15 protein-coding genes are annotated in these 18477 nt (G+C 41.2%); 9 read left to right on the top strand and 6 right to left on the bottom strand.

Annotated features, from left to right (window positions below):
- Nucleotides 1–38 precede the first annotated feature (38 nt).
- Together EAE89_RS07065 and EAE89_RS23520 are read left to right on the top strand one after the other, a co-directional pair.
- Nucleotides 39–1736 carry a carbamoyltransferase family protein gene (locus tag EAE89_RS07065; RefSeq protein WP_214085598.1) on the top strand — a complete coding sequence of 566 codons (1698 nt, stop codon included), beginning with the start codon at nt 39–41 and terminating at the stop codon, nt 1734–1736.
- 331 nt (nt 1737–2067) lie between these two features.
- A complete protein-coding gene (locus tag EAE89_RS23520) occupies nt 2068–2238 on the top strand; it encodes a hypothetical protein (protein WP_235525437.1) in 171 nt (56 codons plus the stop codon).
- A gap of 232 nt (nt 2239–2470) precedes the next feature.
- On the opposite strand, the gene EAE89_RS07055 is transcribed toward EAE89_RS23520, so the two are convergent.
- Nucleotides 2471–3181 carry a helix-turn-helix domain-containing protein gene (locus tag EAE89_RS07055; RefSeq protein WP_054478339.1) on the bottom strand — a complete coding sequence of 237 codons (711 nt, stop codon included), beginning with the start codon at nt 3179–3181 and terminating at the stop codon, nt 2471–2473.
- 324 nt (nt 3182–3505) lie between these two features.
- Between EAE89_RS07055 and bamJ the strand changes: the two genes are divergently transcribed.
- Both bamJ and cysQ read left to right on the top strand, forming a co-directional pair.
- The gene (gene bamJ / locus EAE89_RS07050; RefSeq protein WP_054478337.1) at nt 3506–4126 is read left to right on the top strand and encodes a BamJ family beta-barrel-assembly machinery protein; all 621 of its coding nucleotides are present in this window, start codon (nt 3506–3508) and stop codon (nt 4124–4126) included.
- A 264-nt stretch (nt 4127–4390) separates the two neighbouring features.
- The gene (cysQ, locus tag EAE89_RS07045) at nt 4391–5134 is read left to right on the top strand and encodes a 3'(2'),5'-bisphosphate nucleotidase CysQ (RefSeq protein WP_214085633.1); all 744 of its coding nucleotides are present in this window, start codon (nt 4391–4393) and stop codon (nt 5132–5134) included.
- 81 nt (nt 5135–5215) lie between these two features.
- On the opposite strand, the gene EAE89_RS07040 is transcribed toward cysQ, so the two are convergent.
- Nucleotides 5216–5770, bottom strand: a complete 555-nt coding sequence (locus EAE89_RS07040; protein WP_054478334.1) for a YtfJ family protein — start codon at nt 5768–5770, stop codon at nt 5216–5218.
- A 289-nt stretch (nt 5771–6059) separates the two neighbouring features.
- Here EAE89_RS07040 and EAE89_RS07035 point away from each other — a divergent pair, with 289 nt between their 5' ends.
- Nucleotides 6060–6266 carry a DUF1107 domain-containing protein gene (locus EAE89_RS07035; protein ID WP_015836134.1) on the top strand — a complete coding sequence of 69 codons (207 nt, stop codon included), beginning with the start codon at nt 6060–6062 and terminating at the stop codon, nt 6264–6266.
- Nucleotides 6267–6382: 116 nt separating this feature from the next.
- Here EAE89_RS07035 and paeA read toward each other — a convergent pair whose 3' ends face one another.
- Together paeA and msrA are read right to left on the bottom strand one after the other, a co-directional pair.
- Nucleotides 6383–7705 carry a polyamine export protein PaeA gene (paeA, locus tag EAE89_RS07030; protein ID WP_054478333.1) on the bottom strand — a complete coding sequence of 441 codons (1323 nt, stop codon included), beginning with the start codon at nt 7703–7705 and terminating at the stop codon, nt 6383–6385.
- Between the two features lie 156 nt (nt 7706–7861).
- Complete coding sequence (gene msrA, locus EAE89_RS07025) at nt 7862–8509, bottom strand: peptide-methionine (S)-S-oxide reductase MsrA (RefSeq protein ID WP_054478331.1); 648 nt, start codon at nt 8507–8509, stop codon at nt 7862–7864.
- Nucleotides 8510–8624: 115 nt separating this feature from the next.
- On the opposite strand from msrA, the gene tamA reads away from it, so the two are divergent.
- The 3 genes from tamA to EAE89_RS07010 are packed head-to-tail and all read left to right on the top strand — an operon-like array spanning nt 8625 to nt 14487.
- On the top strand, nt 8625–10367 hold the full coding sequence (gene tamA, locus EAE89_RS07020) for an autotransporter assembly complex protein TamA (protein WP_054478329.1): 1743 nt from the start codon (nt 8625–8627) through the stop codon (nt 10365–10367).
- Entirely contained in the window at nt 10364–14137 is a 3774-nt protein-coding gene (gene tamB / locus EAE89_RS07015; RefSeq protein WP_214085597.1) for an autotransporter assembly complex protein TamB, read from the top strand. The genes tamA and tamB overlap by 4 nt, the downstream gene beginning before the upstream one ends.
- A gap of 2 nt (nt 14138–14139) precedes the next feature.
- Nucleotides 14140–14487: a gamma-glutamylcyclotransferase family protein gene (locus EAE89_RS07010; RefSeq protein WP_054478325.1), complete on the top strand. Its 348-nt coding sequence runs from the start codon at nt 14140–14142 to the stop codon at nt 14485–14487.
- 102 nt (nt 14488–14589) lie between these two features.
- Here the strand turns inward: EAE89_RS07010 and ppa are convergent, their stop codons facing one another.
- A complete protein-coding gene (gene ppa, locus EAE89_RS07005) occupies nt 14590–15120 on the bottom strand; it encodes an inorganic diphosphatase (RefSeq protein ID WP_054478323.1) in 531 nt (176 codons plus the stop codon).
- A gap of 789 nt (nt 15121–15909) precedes the next feature.
- Nucleotides 15910–16914: a class 1 fructose-bisphosphatase gene (gene fbp, locus EAE89_RS07000; RefSeq protein ID WP_054478320.1), complete on the bottom strand. Its 1005-nt coding sequence runs from the start codon at nt 16912–16914 to the stop codon at nt 15910–15912.
- A gap of 165 nt (nt 16915–17079) precedes the next feature.
- Here fbp and mpl point away from each other — a divergent pair, with 165 nt between their 5' ends.
- Nucleotides 17080–18450: a UDP-N-acetylmuramate:L-alanyl-gamma-D-glutamyl-meso-diaminopimelate ligase gene (gene mpl / locus EAE89_RS06995; protein WP_054478318.1), complete on the top strand. Its 1371-nt coding sequence runs from the start codon at nt 17080–17082 to the stop codon at nt 18448–18450.
- Nucleotides 18451–18477 lie beyond the last annotated feature (27 nt).

The raw sequence follows: 18477 nt of genomic DNA, 5'->3' as shown, positions 1-18477 counted from the left end.
TGATATTCAAGATAAAATAACTATGAGGATAATAGGCCATGTATGTTTTAGGTATAAATTCTGTTTACCATGAATCAGCAGTTTGTTTATTAAAAGATGGAAAAACTATTTTTGCTATTGAAGAGGAGCGATTGAATAGGAGGAAACACGGTAAACCAGCAAATATTGATAATCCAGATGAATTACCATTAGCTTCCATTGAAGTTGCATTAAACTTTGCAGGTATTAGTTTGGAAGATGTGAGCCATATCGGATATTCTATTGATCCGATAGAACGAAGAAAGTCAATCTTCATTGATGAAGTAACGAATGAAGGAAGCTGGGGAAGTGAATCAGGTGAATCAATTTTCTATCGTAAAATCACTTCAGTGCCAGAGATTTTACAATCAATGGGATTTCGTGGTCAATTTCATTGGGTTCCACATCACACCGCCCATGCGGCATCTGCTTATTTTGTTTCGCCATTTGATAAAGCGCTAACATTATCACTGGATGGTGTTGGAGAGGATAATACCGCAGGGGTATATCTGGGCGATGGTAATAGCATGAAAAAAATTAAAACCATTGAATATCCTAATTCAATCGGTTTTATGTGGGAGAAATTGGCAGAATTTCTGGGTTTCTCTGTATACGATGCTTGTAAGGTGATGGGAATGTCCGCTTATGGTAAACCTGAAGGTTTTATGCCGGCGTTTCGACAATTAGTTAAGGTTGGTGAGAAAGGCGAGTTTACTATCGACCACACCATTCTTGATTTCCGCATCGAAGAATTTTCTAAATTAGAATCCCTGTTTGGTATTGAGAAAAGAGTGCCTGGTGGAGAAGTTGCACAGGAATACTATGATATTGCTGCATCTCTTCAGCAAATAACTGATGAGATAGTTTTAAATATGGCTCGTCATTATTTGCAGGAAACAGCAACGAATAAACTCTGTCTTGCGGGTGGTGTTGCATTAAATTGCATAACGAATAAACGATTATATGAGGAATTGGATATCGAAGATATCTTTGTTCAGCCTGCCGCACATGATGCAGGGACTGCTACAGGTGCCGCATTATTTATTTGGCATCAGATTCTTGGAAATAATCAACGTTATCCTTTGACTCACACATATTGGGGGCTTGAATATAGTGAAGATGATTACCAGCGTAGTTTGAAAGCCTATGGTTTGGAGTGGACATATGAAGAGAATATTTATGAAGTAGTGGCAGGTTTATTGGCTGAAAATAATGTGGTTGGCTGGTTCCAGGGGAGAATGGAGTTTGGGCCGCGAGCGCTTGGTAATCGTAGTTTGTTGGCAGATCCGAGAAATAAAGATATTCGGGATTTGATGAATCGTAAAGTTAAACATCGTGAAATGTTCAGACCGTTTGCGCCTAGCGTACTACGTCAGCATGTGGCTGATTGGTTCCATGTTCGGAAAGAATTACCTGAAGCTGCAAAATATATGCTGTTGGCGATGGATGCTAAAGTAGATAAAGCATTGCAAATTCCGGCAGTCGTTCATGAGGATGGTACTGCTAGAGTTCAGGTTGTAGATAGCGGGTCAAATTCAGGTTATGCTCAGTTGATTGAAGAATTTTATCGGAAAACAGGTGTTCCTATGTTGCTGAATACCTCTTATAACGATAGTGAACCAATCGTTTGTTCTCCTGATGATGCTATTAAAACTTTCATGAAAACAAATATTGATTATTTAGTTCTGGGCAATTATTTGATTAAATCTATTCATTAATTTTTTAGTGGTAAAAGTCTATCCCAGCAGGCGTAATTGGTTCAGTTAATTAGAGAATTATTTGTTATACCCTATGGATTTCAAGATGGATCGCGACGGCAAGGGAACGAATCCCCGGGAGCATAGATAACTTTGTGACCGGGGTAAGTGAACGCAGCCAACAAAGCAGTAACTTGAAGGATGAAGGGTATAGCTTAATGGGATAGATAATAAGGTTGAGGTAATACTAATGATACACAGAATTTTCATAAAATTATTATGTTTACTGTGCTTGTATAGTGTATACCTCGACCAATAGTGCTTCATTTTTATCTTTAATGAAGTTCAGTAGTTGGAAGAGTTTTATGATTTTGTTCCGTATGGTGTGATGATTAAACCTAACTGCGGTCGGGGAAATCTTGGTGTCGTGGCTGTCAAAGGTAGAAGTAAAATTCCTGTTGTTTTTGCTCAATCGGTTACGCAGCGTGGCGGCAATCAAATTTTTGTAGGAAATTTTGGTTGATCATTTAGATTATGAAATAATTGCAATGAAAATTAATTTGGATAAGAATTCATACACTTAATAAATACTTAAGAGTAATAATGATTTCTGTGATTATATTTGTGTGCATATTAATGATGAATATATCAAATGTGAATCCCTGGTGAATGAGATTAATGATGGTTGTCAAAGCATTTTGGCGAACTATATTTCATAGTTCCATCTGATTAGAGCCTCAATTTGGTTATAATTATTATATAATCAGGTTATACGCTATTGCTTTGGCAACCGCAGCAACTTTGTTGGGGACAACTAATTTTTCCATAACATTATTAATGTGGAAATTAACTGTTCTTGTTGATATATCCAGTATATTGGCTATTTCAGCAGATGTTTTTCCTTCGCAAGTCCATCTTATTACTTCGACTTCTCTTGTGGACAGTGTTGGAACGATTATCTTATCCTTTTTATTTTTTAAGTTATTAAACGTTTTTATGCATTCATTCGCTAATATTCCTAACATTCCTGCTTTGTTAAGTATTTCATTGTGGGAGATAGCGCCTTCTTTTCTGGACACTGAAAAAATTGATCTTTCTCCATGGTAGCCTTTGATTTTAATTGAAATACTGTTTCTAATCTCATTTTGATTGGTTTTTTTAATCATGAAATCAGTATGCTCTGATGTTTTATCATTACAAATTGAAGGGATAGAGAAAATAAAATCACCATTCATTAGTTGATCACTGTCATGATGGTCATTTCTATTATAACCACCCATGGATTCTGTGTTTAAATTGGTTATTAGAACATATTTTTTTGTCGTGAATGGGTATTTTTCTTCTTGATAAATTGAGTAGAATTCAAAGTCAAGATAATTTATAGCATTTAGTACCTTATCTTCTAATTCTGGTATGGTTTTGGTCTTCTGAATTTCCAATAAGGCTTCATTAAATAAAGTATTCATAAGATTTCTCCCATTAAACAATATTTTCAATAAAACTAATTTTATATCAGTAATATTTTATTCATATAATCAATTATAAGTAAAAATATTTTTAAAGAGAGTATTTATATTGAAATTTTAAGAAGTAAAGACGCTAATCTTGAGCAATATTCTTAATTGAACTCTATATTTTTTAGTGAAAAAACTACCGTAATCCTTTGTTCTACCTCCAGAGAGTGAAAAATCGTGGCTTGAATATTTCCCTCTGATGATATCTACAGTTTACCCTGTTACATAGCACTGCTATGCTTGCAAGCCTAATTTGATTTAATCACAGGTATTTTCATGGCAAAACTTTCTTTTGACTCTATCGAAGCACAAGCAAGTTATGGGGTTGGCTTGCAAGTTGGTCAGCAATTATTGGAATCTGGCCTGCAAGGTCTGGAGCCGGAAGCACTGTTAGCAGGGTTATGTGATGCGTTGGAAAGTCAGTCTCCAGCGGTGCCAGTTGAAACACTGCATCGTGCTTTACGTGAAATGCATGAACGTGCGGATGGTGTGCGCCGTGAACGTCAGCAGGCTATGGCAGAAGAGGGTCAGAAGTTTCTGGCAGAAAACGCTCAGCGTGATGGTATAAGTACGACAGAATCTGGTTTGCAGTTCTCTGTACTGAAACAGGGTGATGGTGCAATTCCTGCCCGTACTGACCATGTACGTGTTCATTATACTGGCCGCTTAATTGATGGCACTGTGTTCGACAGTTCAATTCAACGTGGTGAACCTGCTGAATTTCCAGTAAATGGTGTGATTGCCGGATGGATCGAAGCATTAACCTTGATGCCTGTTGGTTCTAAATGGGAACTTTATATCCCACATAATTTGGCTTATGGTGAGAATGGTGCTGGTGCATCGATTCCTCCATACAGCGCGCTGATTTTTGAAGTGGAGTTACTGGATATTCTATAATTTTATCCAGGAATATGACTTAAAAATGGCCGGTATATCCGGCTGTTTTTGTTTTGATGATGGTAATAAAATTCTTACAATTCCAGAAAAGCTCAATCAGTAATATAGTCTATACCTTATGGATTTCAAGATGGATCGCGACAGCAAGGGAGCGAATCTCCGGGAGCATAGATAACTCTGTGACTGGGGTGAGTGAGTGCAGCCAACAAAGGGCAACTTGAAAGATAACGGGTATAAAATGATAACTAACCGCAGAGGTGTATGATGCTAGAACAAATCTGCCAACTGGCCCGGGAAGCTGGCGCGGCTATTATGACAATTTATCAGGATGAACATCCTTTGAAAGTTGAGCATAAGCAGGATGATTCACCGGTTACTGTGGCTGATATTGCGGCTCATAAAATAATTAAAGCTGGATTATCCCTCATTGCACCGGAAATTCCGCTGTTGTCGGAAGAAGAGCCGCCTGCTTGGGAAGAAAGGCGTTATTGGAAGCGTTATTGGTTAGTTGACCCTCTGGATGGGACTAAGGAGTTTATTAATCGTAATGGTGAGTTCACGGTTAATATTGCTTTGATTGATGAGGGAATCCCGGTGATGGGGGTGGTATATGCTCCTGTGCGGGATACCCTTTATTCAGGGCTGGGGCGGCAGGCATGGAAAAAAACCGGTGGTGGTCAGTGGCTACCGATTAAAATTCGTGATGCCAATCCCCCGATGGTGGTTGTTAGCCGCTCTCATAGGGATACAGAATTGGAAGATTATCTCAATCAGTTAGGTGAACATCAGACGGTTTCTGTTGGTTCTTCATTGAAATTCTGCTTGGTGGCCGAAGGAAAGGCACAACTTTATCCTCGCTTTGGACCAACTCATATCTGGGATACCGCGGCGGGCCATGCTGTAGCAATTGCTGCTGGTGCTCATGTGACAAACTGGAAAGGCCAAACTCTGGATTATACGCCTCGTGAATCATTTTTGAATCCGGGATTTAGAGTAACAATTTTTTAGCTGCGGCGGTTTTTTAGTAAAGATCGTGGTGATAATTGCAAATCGAAACGTATCTGCACGTCGTTATCACCACGAATGTTTTTATTGTAATTCTTTACGAACTAATTCAATGACGTGTTTGACTTCGCTACCACTTAATGCCCCTTCTTTGGCAAACTTCGCTACGCCGTTTTTATCCAGGACAATAATGGCAGAACTTTTAGGCTCCAACTGCCATAATTTTTTGGCTACGCCATTGCTATCAGCGATAAATTGGGACCATGGAAACTCTCTTTTACTGTCTTCAATACTGCTACGGACAAATGGCCCAGTACCGAATATTGCATCATTAGTATTGATGATAGTGGTTGTTTGATATTTTTCCTTTGGAAAATCAGCATGTTTTATCTCTTCTATCAATGGAGCATTCATCTCTTTAGCTGCACTGCGACCTGCAATATGTTGTATGACTCTCACTTTTCCAATCAGTTTTTCACTATCCCAATTTTGGTAGCTAAACTTGTTATTATTGAGTAGCAATTCTCCTTTATCAGAAATACTGACCGCAGGAACTTGTTGTTCCAGGGAAATGTTGTGAGCGAATGCTAAAGTGGGAGAGCAAAGTAGCGCAGCATATAACATGAAATTCTTTATCATAATTTTTCCTTTGTAGGTTAATGTGACGATGCACGGGTTTTTAGCATAGCGGTTATTAATGGATTTATCCCTTTAAAGAAGATCAATTTTTTAACATTAAGTAAGACATAAAGTTACATAGTTATGTATATCTAAATATCTGTCATTTTATGTAAATTCAGTGAGTAAAACTCAAAATAGGAGGAACAAAATTCGATAAATTCAGTCTATTATTCTACATAACGGTGTGGTGTATGTAATTGGTTCACCAAATGTAACCGTAAGAAGCATTAAGAGGAAAAAAGCAGAGATGAAAATTTTTCACCAATATAACCCACTGAAAATTGCTCTCTATGTTAAAACCTTGTTCCGTGGACGTTTATACATTAAAGATATGGGGGCTTTTGAGTTCGACTGCGGTAAAATTTTACCACCGAAGGTGAGAGATAAGCGCCATTTTAGTGTGATGAGCGAAGTTAATCAGCAGGTGTTACGTTTGCAGGCCGAAATAGGATAGATAACGAGAAAAGCCGAGCAATAGCATACTGAATAATCCGCGCCACAAATTAAGTGGCGCTTAATATAGAAATATTAAACGGTTTAGATAGATGAACCGTTTTTACTTATTGATTATCACCGAATGGGCGATTCTTGTATTGGAGCTGTGGTTAATGTATCTGTGATTTTTGTGACTAATAGCTGATCGATTTTGTAGTTATCAATATCGACAACTTCAAACTTATAACCAGCAAACTTGACAGAATCGGTACGTTTTGGAATTTTTCGCAGCCGAAACATCATAAAACCCGCTATAGTTTCGTAGTTGCTGGAGTCAGGGAAATCATCGATATCCAGTACCCGTTGCACATCATCAATAGGTGTGCCGCCTTCAACTAGCCATGAATTCTCGTCACGGGCGATAATCTGTTCTTCCTGTCCCTGACCAACTAAATCGCCCATTAGTGTGGTCATAACATCATTGAGAGTAATTACACCCATCACCAGTGCGTATTCATTCAAGATGATAGCGAAATCTTCACCAGCAGCTTTAAAACTTTCTAGTGTATCTGAGAGCGTCAGGGTATCTGGAATGATTAGAGCATTGCGGATCTGGACACCTTTATTGAAGCTCAGGCTCTGACCACTTAGGACACGGTTAAGTAGGTCTTTTGAATCCACATAACCAATAACATGATCGATATCTCCATCACATATCAGATATTTGGAATGGGGTTGGGTGGAAACCTGTTGTTTGATACTTTCTTCACTTTCATTTTTATCAAAATAGATGACACTTTCTCGTGAGGTCATGGCCGAAGGAACAGTACGAGATTCAAGCTCGAATACGTTTTCAATCAGTTCATGTTCTTGTTTACGAAGGATACCCGCAACTGCGCCTGCTTCTACAACAGCAAAAATATCATCAGATGTGATGTCTTCATTTCGAGCCATCGGAATTTTAAAGATCTTAAAGATAAGATCAGCCAGGCCATTAAACAGCCAGACTAATGGGCGGCAAATTGCCAGGCAAAAACGCATTGGGTTAACGATTTTCACTGCGACAGCTTCTGGTTTGATCATGCCAATACGCTTTGGTGTCAGGTCAGCAAGTAAAATAAACAGACTTGTCACGATAGCAAATGAACAGATAAAGCCGAGTTGTTCTGCCCATTCTGGGTTCATAAATTTAATGAAAAAAGCTTTTAGTGAAGGAGAGAATGCAGATTCACCGACAACACCTGCCAGAATGGCAACGGCGTTTAAGCCGATTTGTACGACAGTGAAAAACATTCCTGGCGTTTCTTGTAGTTTGAGGACATAAGCTGCGTTGATATTACCTTCATCTGCCATCAGCTTTAATTTGATCCGCCTTGAGGCGGCAAGAGAAATTTCAGATAACGAAAAAAAGGCGCTTATTGCACACAATAAAAACACCACTAATAGACTATTTAACATAAAGTATCCATGTTTTACCTCCGGTGATAGAGTAGATTGTCATTGAAAGAACACCGGAGGAAACAGTAAAAATCGTATAAAACAAAAAGTTGAAATAAATACAGAGATAAACTATTTGTTATCGTAATAATTATAACATTAACTTAAATAAATCGACTAGTTTTTATCCATTTGTGGCAAGCAAACACCAATACCACCTAACCCACAATACCCTTCAGGATTTTTAAACAGATATTGCTGGTGATAGTCTTCTGCAAAATAGAATGGCCCAGCTTCTGTGATTTCTGTCGTAACAGCACGGTTATCTCCTTGCTGTTGCATTGCCTTTTGGAAACGTTCACGGCTAGCTAATGCCAGTTCATGTTGTTGAGGTGACACAGTATAAATTGCGGAGCGGTACTGAGTACCAATATCCCCGCCTTGGCGCATTCCCTGAGCCGGATCGTGGTTTTCCCAGAAAAGCTTTAATAGGTTTTCATAACTATTTGTTGCCGGATCATAAACAATTCTGACAACCTCAGCATGTCCAGTCAGACCGCTACAGACTTCTTCATAAGTTGGGTTCGGTGTTGTGCCACCGCTATAACCCACGGAGGTTGTGTAAATATCAGGTTGCTGCCAGAATAGACGCTCTACGCCCCAGAAGCATCCCATACCAAAATAGGCAACTTCCATATTTTCTGGAACAGGTTTTATCGCATGATTGGTGACAATATGGCCTGGTGAAACCTTAAGTGGTTCTGTTTTGCCTGACAGTATGTGTTGAGAATCAACAGATTGGATCTTGTTAGTTGAAGTTGGCAAAATTCCCTCTCGTAATTATTAGGTTTTCAGATATTAATAGATTGTATATATTATAAACTTTAATCAAAATAAATTTCATTATAGTCAAATTATTCCGATCAGGTTAGGAGTTCGCGTGTCGAGATACCCCGTTTTATGTTTTCTTTGTGTGTCTGTCGCAACTCCCATCGTTCATAGTGCTAGTCTTCGCCTGAAAATGGAAGGATTAACAGGCAATTTAGAAAAAAATGCTCGGGTTCATCTTTCAACTATCAGCACTGACGAAGTTGCTGCTGATGGTCGTTTCCGCTCTCGCGTAGATAAAGCGATTCGTGAAGGTTTGCGCCCTCTTGGTTATTATGAACCTATCATTGAATTTACCTATCAGGAAAATAAACCTCCCACTCGTTCGGTATTAACAGCAAAAGTCATCGTGGGTGAGCCTGTACGGATTGCCGGTGTTAATGTTGTTTTGGCAGGTGGAGCTAAGACAGATGGAGATTATGCCAAACTTGTCAAAAGCAAAAGTCCGACAAAGGGGACAATTCTTAATCATGGTGAATATGAAAGCTTCAAAAGCTCTTTAACTGGACTTGCTATTAGAAAAGGTTACTTTGACGCCGTCATGAAGAAGAACCAATTAGGTGTTTCTAAAGAGCGGCATGAGGCATTCTGGGATTTTGATTTTGACAGTGGGGAACGTTATCGCTTTGGTCCGGTACATTATCAAGGCTCACAGATTCGCGAAGATTATCTGAGTAACTTAGTTCCGTTCAAAGAAGGGGATTTTTATACCTCAGAGCAATTGGCAGAGCTGAACCGGCGATTGGCAGAGACCGGCTGGTTTAACTCGGCACTAGTGACACCTGATTTTGCTCCGGCCAGAAAAAGTGGTAATAGGACTCTCCCTCTTGATGCGGTCTTAACACCACGTTCCGGAAATTATGTTGAACTCGGGGGCGGCTATGGCTCAGATGTGGGGCCACGGGTGAAGGCTAAATGGGCAAAACCGTGGCTTAATTCCCGTGGACACAGCCTTAACACCAGCGTCAACCTTTCTGCACCCGAACAGATTATTGATGCCAGCTATAAAATGCCGCTAAAAGCGAACCCTCTGGAGCAGTATTATGCGTTGCAGACCGGTTATAAACGCAAGGATCTCAACGATACCGTATCAGATACTGCGACGGTGAATCTTTCTCGTAATTGGGATCTTTCTACTGGCTGGCAGTATGGAATCAATCTGCGTTGGAGTCTCAGCCACTTTACTCAGGCGGATGTCACTAACACCACGATGTTGTTGTATCCGGGAGTGAATGTCAGCCGTATCCGTCAGCGTGGTGGTACGATGCCTTCTTGGGGCGATAGTCAGCGCTATTCCATTGATATTTCTGATACTACTTGGGGTTCTGATGTGGATTTCTTGGTATTACAGGCGAAAAACGTTTGGATAAGAACTTACTGGGATAATCATCGCTTTGTTGTTCGAGGTAATCTGGGTTGGATAGAAACTAATGAATTCCAGAAAGTTCCACCTGATTTACGTTTCTTTGCTGGTGGTGATCACAGTGTTCGTGGCTACAAATACCAGAAAATTTCTCCTAAAGACGATAAAGGAAAATTAACGGGGGCATCCGCGTTGATAGTGGGTTCTCTTGAGTATCAATATAACGTAACGGGTGATTGGTGGAGCGCGGTTTTTGTTGATACAGGTGAAGCAGTCAATAATATTAAAAACAGTGACTTCAAAACCGGCGCAGGAATTGGTGTGCGTTGGGCCTCTCCTGTCGGGCCAATTAAGTTTGATCTTGCCAAGCCAATAGGGGATTCAGAATCCCATGATATCCAGTTTTATATTGGATTAGGATCTGAATTATGAGATGGATTAAAAAGATCAGTATTGCTTTTTTACTGATGGTTACTCTGTTGGTCATTACTGCGGCTGGGTTGATAGGAACGCAATCTGGCTTGCATTTTATGATTAACAGTGCTGCCCGTTGGGTTCCGGGGCTGGATATAGCTAGCGTTAGTGGTGGTTGGCGTGATTTAACCCTGAAAGAAGTTAGGTATCAGGTGCCCGGTGTTGATGTCAATGTGGATCAATTCCACCTTTCGTTACGTCTTTCTTGTTTGAAAAACAGTCATTTATGTATTAATGCATTGACGACGGAAGGAGTGAAAGTTGCGATTAACACTAAACAATTTCCTGTTTCGGAGGAACCATCACCAGAATCAGAACCTCTGACTGAGCTAAGGACTCCGTATCCGATTTCACTTGATTTGCTATCTGTTAAAAATGCCACTGTTACCGTAGATGATATGGTGATTGCCCTTGATGAATTCAGAACAGCGGCTCAGTGGCAGCAAAAGGTGTTAACTTTTAAGCCAACTCAAATTAATAAGTTGTTAGTTGGATTGCCAAAAACTACCCCTGAACAATTGAAAATTGCGGAAGCAGCAAAGAAAGTCAAACAGGAGGTTGAACCGGAAAAGTCGCTGGGAGAAATCCTGAAAGAATTGTTTTCTCAGCCGTTGCTGGCAAAGTTACCGGAAGTGCCTATTCCACTGGATATTACTGTTGAAGAGATCAGTGGTAAACAATTACAGCTGATCAGTGATACCAATATCACCATCAATGACTTATTACTGCAATTGAGCAATCAGGGGCAGCAGATTCAGCTCAATAAACTGAATATTAATGCGCCGGAAGGTTCTTTAGCTATTAATGGCTCAGCGACTCTGGCACAGCAATGGCCAGTAAAATTGACAATAAAAGGTGAATTGAATCGGCAAGAGATACAAGGGCAAAAAGTTGATTTGAAGCTTGATGGTGCCTTGCTGGAACAACTCAACTTGGGTCTAAATTTGTCTGGTCCTGTCAGTGCTAAACTTGATGCTCAAGCAGAGTTGGCTCGGGCAGGTTTGCCGATGCGTGTAACGCTTGAAAGCCAGCAATTTAGCTGGCCTTTAACCGGAGAGCCTGAGTATCAGCTTGATAGTATAAAAATGCGGTTGAATGGTAAGGCTAGTGGTTATGATTTGTCATTACGCTCCGATATTAAAGGTAATGAAATTCCACCGGCATTACTGGTTCTGGATGCTAAAGGTAATGAAGAACAGTTCAGGTTGACTCGTTTACGTCTGTCTGCTTTACAGGGAAGGGCTGAATTAACCGGTGTGGCAGATTGGAGTAAAGCGGTAAGTTGGAATACGGTGCTGACACTCTCTGGGATCAATACTGCGAAACAGTGGCCGGAATGGCCTGCCAGAATAGATGGCAAAATTGTTACCCGTGGTAGTTTGCACGGTGGTAGTTGGCAGCTCCAGATCCCGGAAATCACACTGGATGGCAATGTAAAACAGAACTTGGTAAAAGCCAGAGGTAAGGTTTCTGGTAATGCTGCTGGTCAGTGGAATATTCCTCAGTTTGAGCTGGCTTTGGGGCGTAATAAAATGAATTTCCAGGGGCAGTTGTCCAAACAATGGAAACTTGATGGCAATATCAATGCACCGAGACTGGATGGTCTATTGCCGGGGCTTGGCGGTGTGGTTAATGGAACACTGAAACTACGTGGTAGTATGCAAGCACCGCAGCTTTTGGCGGATCTGAATGCTAATGGATTGAAATGGCAAGATTTGCGCATTGATAGCGTAAATGTGAAAGGGAATGTGCGTTCTGCTGAGCAGATCCAGGGTGATCTTGCTGTCAATGTCCGTCAGTTAAAACAGGTTGACTTGATCATCCGTAATCTAACGCTGAATGCTAAAGGCAATGAAAAGCAGCATGATTTGCAGCTGAAGATCGATGGGGCACCTGTTTCCGGTCAGCTTGCACTTAATGGTAGTTTTGATCGCAAGCAACAACGATGGAAAGGTAATATCAATAATACTCGTTTTGACACTCCGGTTGGAGAATGGCGTTTAACTAAACCTATTATTATCGATTACCTCAACCCGCAGCAGAAAGTGACTGTGGGTACTCATTGCTGGCTGAATCCACATGCGCAACTCTGCGTACCTAAACCGATTGAAGCTGGTACTAACGGCAGCGCATCTGTTGTTCTTGAACGTTTTGATCTCGCCATGATTCAACCATTACTGGGACCTGAAACACAACTGAAAGGCGTATTTAGTGGTAACGCAGATGTTAAATGGAGTGCGGGACATGGATTGCCTCAAGCTAATGTTAATCTGCGCGGTAGCGAGGTACAGGTTAAACAGATGGTCGATGGCGTCGCATTACCCGTAGATTTCCAGACACTGACACTCAAGGCTGGTTTGAAGAATGGTACCGCGGAGCTAGATTGGTTGTTTAAAATCATGGGAAATGGTCAGTTTAACGGTGACGTACAGATTGCAGATCTTGAAGGGCGCCGCAAACTATCTGGCAATGTAGGTATTCAGGATATCTCACTGGCATTGATTAAGCCAATCCTTGATAAAGGCGATAAAGCTGAAGGTCATTTGAATGCTAATCTGCGCTTGGGGGGAAATGCCAAAAATCCATTACTGTTTGGCCGACTGGCTCTAAGTTCACTGCAAGCTTCGGGTCATTGGATTCCATTTGATATTACTCAAGGGCAACTTGGGGTGAATTTTGATGGAGTGCGCTCTGCCCTTGAGGGGGTTATCAAAACTCCAAAAGGGCAACTTAACCTGAGTGGTGATGCTGACTGGCATGATTTGGATACATGGCATGCAAGAGTTGCCGCTAACGGTAATAAGCTGAGGGTAACTTTTCCTCCAATGGTAAAAATTGATGTTAGCCCTGATCTGGTATTTGAGGCTTCACCTCAGTTGTTGAAACTAGATGGTAATGTTGATATTCCTTGGGCGCTGATTACAGTTAAGGAATTACCAGAATCGGCGGTTGAAGCTTCATCGGATGAGGTTATATTGAATGAGAATTTTCAGCCATTAGAAGAGAAAAAAACATCCATTCCGATTCAAAGCAATTTGACGATTCACATAGGGGAGGATGTTCGCTTCAGTGCTTTTGGCCTCAAAGCTCAACTTAAAGGTGATCTGAAAGTTGCTCAAGATAAGCAAGGTCTGGGCTTGAATGGACAAGTTGATATTCTTGATGGTCGTTTTCATGCTTATGGGCAGGATTTGATCGTTCGTAAAGGGCTGATTATGTTCTCTGGTCCACCGGATCAGCCATTGCTTAACATTGAGGCTATCCGTAACCCAGAGTCAACTGATGGGGGTGTTATTGCTGGGGTAAGAGTGACTGGTCTGGCAGATAAACCCAAAGTGGCAATTTTTTCAGAACCTGTTAAATCACAACAGGAAGTGCTTTCTTACTTATTGCGTGGTGAAGGATTAGAGAACAGTGGTTCTGACGACTCACAAATGAGGGCAGTATTGATAGGCTTAGGAATTGCACAGAGTGGTCAGCTGGTGGGTAAAATCGGTGAAACATTCGGTGTTTCCGATTTGGCACTGGATACACAAGGGGCTGGCGATAAATCACAGGTGGTTGTTAGCGGAAGGATTACAAAAGATCTGCAAGTTAAGTATGGTGTTGGTATATTTGATTCGCTGGCAACGTTAACCTTACGCTATAGGTTAATGCCTAGATTGTATCTGGAAGCAATGTCTGGTATTGATCAGGCATTGGATTTGCTCTATCAGTTTGAGTTTTAAAAATGCGAATTATTGTTTATGGCAGCTTACGGCGCAAACAGGGCAATCATCACTGGATGACTGATGCTCAATGGTTAGGGGATCATAAGCTGGAAGGCTATGAGTTGTACGACCTTGGGCATTATCCTGCGGTAGTCCGTGGTGACGGGAGTATTGAGTGTGAGGTATATCGTATCAATTCTACTATCCTGACAGAGTTAGATGATTTGAAAGATAATTCTCGGGAATATGTAAGGGAATTGATTCAGACTCCGTATGGCAGTGCATGGATATATCTTTATCAGTTTCCAGTAGCGGGTTTACGACGGATAAAAAGCGGCGATTGGCTGAAACGCCACGAAAAAGAGTAAAGCGAGGTTCCCTTTTATACTGAAGGTAAAGGGGCTGTGATATTAAAAACCTCTGTCAGAGATCTTCTGGCAGAGGTTTTTAACTATGCAGGCAGAGAAAAATTATTTCTTAGCAGCACGTTCGAAAGAGGAGATAATTTCTGCTTTAGCAGCTTCGACATTATCCCAACCGTCAACTTTAACCCACTTACCTTTTTCCAGATCTTTGTAGCGCTCAAAGAAGTGAGTGATCTGAGCGCGCAGCAATTCTGGCAGATCGTTCACATCTTTAATGTGATCATATTCTTTGGTCAATTTGCTGTGTGGAACCGCAACCAGTTTCGCATCTTCACCTGATTCATCAGTCATTTTCAGAACGCCAACCGGACGGCAACGGATCACAGAACCTGGTTGCAGCGGGTATGGAGTTGGAACCAGAACATCAACTGGATCTCCATCCAGAGACAGAGTGTTGTTGATGTAACCATAGTTGCATGGATAGAACATTGCGGTAGACATAAAACGATCTACAAACAATGCACCAGATTCTTTATCAACTTCATATTTAATTGGATCTGCGTTTGCAGGGATCTCAATGATGACGTAAATGTCTTCAGGCAGTTCTTTCCCTGCCGGTACTAAGTTCAGACTCATGAAAGTTTCCTTTATTTCAAACCAGAATGGAGTAGAGGCTATTATAGCCAGAATAGTGATGAAATCTCACTATCTCTATGGCCTTAATCTGTAAAAATCTCCAAAATAAGAAAGGTGAGGGAATCCCGTTGTAGATTGCTGACAAGGTGCTGTTTTTTAGTTAATGCTTTGTCAGCAATCTGATTCCCTATCTTTCGATAGGGAATTTGTGTAGAAAAGGTAGGAGTTACAGCCTGGGGGAATAACTGCTTTGTGGAAGGATATTATCAAGTTTTTGGTAGCAATCTGATTATCACGAATTCGATTTTACTAATAATGGAATTACTAATTCCAGTAAAGTGAACTGCACATTACATTACCAAATAATGGATATGTTATGGCAGTAATAATCTCCAAAATGATATTATTGCTTGTTCGGTAAAAATTTCCAATTAAATTATTATCACTCGTTGAAATTTATTTTATATAAAATCACTTATTCTACATTGGAAATATTCTATAAGAAAATTTGAAAACATTGAGATACGTCTAGGTATTGGATTTCTTTTGGTTCGAATTATTTGTATCGGGTGTATTGGTTCATGCCATTCTGACAAAATATTTACTAATTCTCTCTTGGCAAGATGTTTTTGCACGCTCCAAGAAGTTAGCTGTTTTCTAATTCTCGCGAGAAGAGTTACCGAAGAAAAACTCTCGTTTGGGGTTTGTAAGTAGAAATTCTTTTTCAAGATACTGGCATAGAATTAAGAGGCGGAATTCCGCCTCTTAATTCTTCATTTCCAGATGAAATTATTCATCTGGAAATTCAGCCATAAAACTTTCGGCTTTCTCTACCATGGATTTACTGCCAACAAAGAAAGGTACGCGCTGATGCAGTTTGGATGGGACAATATCCAGAATGCGGTTGGCACCATCACTAGCTTTGCCTCCGGCTTGTTCAGCCAGAAATGCCATTGGGTTACATTCATACAGCAGGCGCAATTTTCCTGATGGGTGGCTGGCGGTACTTGGATAGATGTAGATGCCGCCTTTCAGTAAATTGCGGTGGAAATCAGCAACCAATGAGCCGATATAACGAGTGGTATAAGGACGCTGAGTCGCTTCATCCTGTTCTTGGCAATACTTGATGTATTTCTTTACCCCCATAGGGAATTTGATGTAGTTCCCTTCGTTGATGGAGTACATATTGCCTCTTGGCGGAAACTGTACTTTTTCATGGGACAAGCAAAATACCCCAAGAGATGGATCGTAAGTAAAGGCATGCACACCGCAACCAGTTGTATAGACCAGCATAGTTGAAGAGCCATAAACAACATATCCGGCTGCGACTTGGCGGTTACCCGGTTGCAGGAAATCTTCTTCAGTAACAGGTTTGCCGATAGGTGTAATACGGCGATAGATAGAGAAGATAGTACCAACGGAAACGTTTACATCAATATTGGAAGAACCATCTAGTGGGTCCATCAAAACAACATATTTTGCATTTTCAGCGCGGTCGCCTTCAAAAATAACGATATCGTCTTCTTCCTCTGAAGCGATACCGGCAACTTCACCGCGTGCTTTTAGTGCTGCTTTGAGTTTTTCGTTAGCATACAGGTCCAGCTTCATCTGCACTTCACCCTGGACGTTGGATACGCCGCTGGTTCCTAAGATATCCACTAAACCGGCTTTATTGATATCACGGTGAATAATCTTTGCTCCGAGCTTAATAGCGGAAAGCAATGCAGTGAGTTCACCTGTGGCATGAGAAAAATCGTGCTGCTTTTCGACGATGAATTCGCCTAATGTTTTCATGACGAAAGTCCTGAATGTGATTTGATAGTGGTTTCTGAGTGTCCATTGCACTCTTGCGCGGGCAGTTTAGCCAAAGAAAGGGATGATTCATAGGCTCTTCCATTTCTTATCTTGCTTTTGATGGTTAGAATAGTGATTAACTTCATGCTATGGAATGGGAAATCAATGCGTATTCATATTCTTGGTATCTGCGGCACTTTTATGGGTGGACTGGCAATTCTGGCACGTTCTCTTGGCCATGAAGTGACGGGTTCAGATGCCAATGTTTATCCACCAATGAGTACCTTACTGGAAAAATATGGGATTAGTCTGATTCAGGGATATGACCCGGCACAGTTGGAGCCTGCGCCAGATATGGTCATCATCGGTAATGTTATGAGCCGCGGTAATCCTTGTGTAGAAGCTGTGTTGGAACGTGGTCTTCCTTATACTTCTGGCCCACAATGGCTACATGACTATGTTTTGCCAGAGCGTTGGGTTCTGGCAGTTGCAGGTACTCATGGCAAGACAACAACTGCGGGTATGTTAGCTTGGATTTTGGAAGCTTGTGGCTATAAACCGGGTTTTTTGATCGGCGGTGTCCCGGGTAATTTTGAAACATCAGCTCAGATCGGGGAAAGCCCGTTTTTCGTCATAGAAGCCGATGAATATGACAGTGCTTTTTTCGATAAACGATCTAAGTTTGTTCATTACAGCCCACGCACTCTGATCATGAATAACCTGGAATTCGATCACGGAGATATTTTCGGAGATCTGGCTGCTATTCAAAAACAGTTCCATCATCTTGTTAGGATCGTTCCCGGTAGTGGCAAGATCTTTGTCCCAGATAACGATATTAACCTGAAGCAGGTTTTGTCTATGGGGTGCTGGAGCGAATTGGAACAGATGGGTGAAACCGGTAACTGGCAGGCAAAAAAGGTAAGTACAGACAGCAGCGATTATCAGGTGTTTTATTGTGGTGAAGTTGTCGGAGAGGTGAATTGGTCGTTAGTTGGCGAACATAATATGCGTAATGGGCTGATTGCGATTGCAGCTGCACACCATGTTGGTGTCCAACCAATTGATGCTTGTCGTGCTTTGAGCGATTTTATTAATGCCCGTCGTCGTCTTGAACTACGTGGTCAGGAAAACGGCGTTACGGTTTATGACGATTTTGCCCATCACCCGACAGCAATTCTGGCAACACTCGAGGCCCTGCGTAGTAAGGTTGGAGGAACTGCCCGTATTATTACCGTACTGGAACCGCGTTCAAATACGATGAAAATGGGGATAAGTAAGAATGAGATCGCACCAGCGTTGGGACGTGCTGATGAAGTGTTCTTATTCCAGCCAGCGAATATTAAATGGCATGTATCAGAAATTGCAGATCATTGTGTTCAGCCTGCGTATTGGAGTGCTGATATCGATTCACTGGTACATATGATTGTTGATAAGGCGCAGCAGGGGGATCATATTTTGGTTATGAGCAATGGCGGGTTTGGTGATATTCATGAAAAATTACTCTCTAAGTTGAGTCAAAAAGCTTATCAATCCTGAAAATGGCAGCAGGAAAATGAATCGCGC

Source organism: Photorhabdus heterorhabditis (assembly GCF_018448905.1).
Lineage (GTDB): Bacteria > Pseudomonadota > Gammaproteobacteria > Enterobacterales > Enterobacteriaceae > Photorhabdus > Photorhabdus heterorhabditis.
The sequence above is the reverse complement of the archived record's forward strand: the minus strand, read 5'-3'. Positions and strand labels throughout refer to the sequence as shown.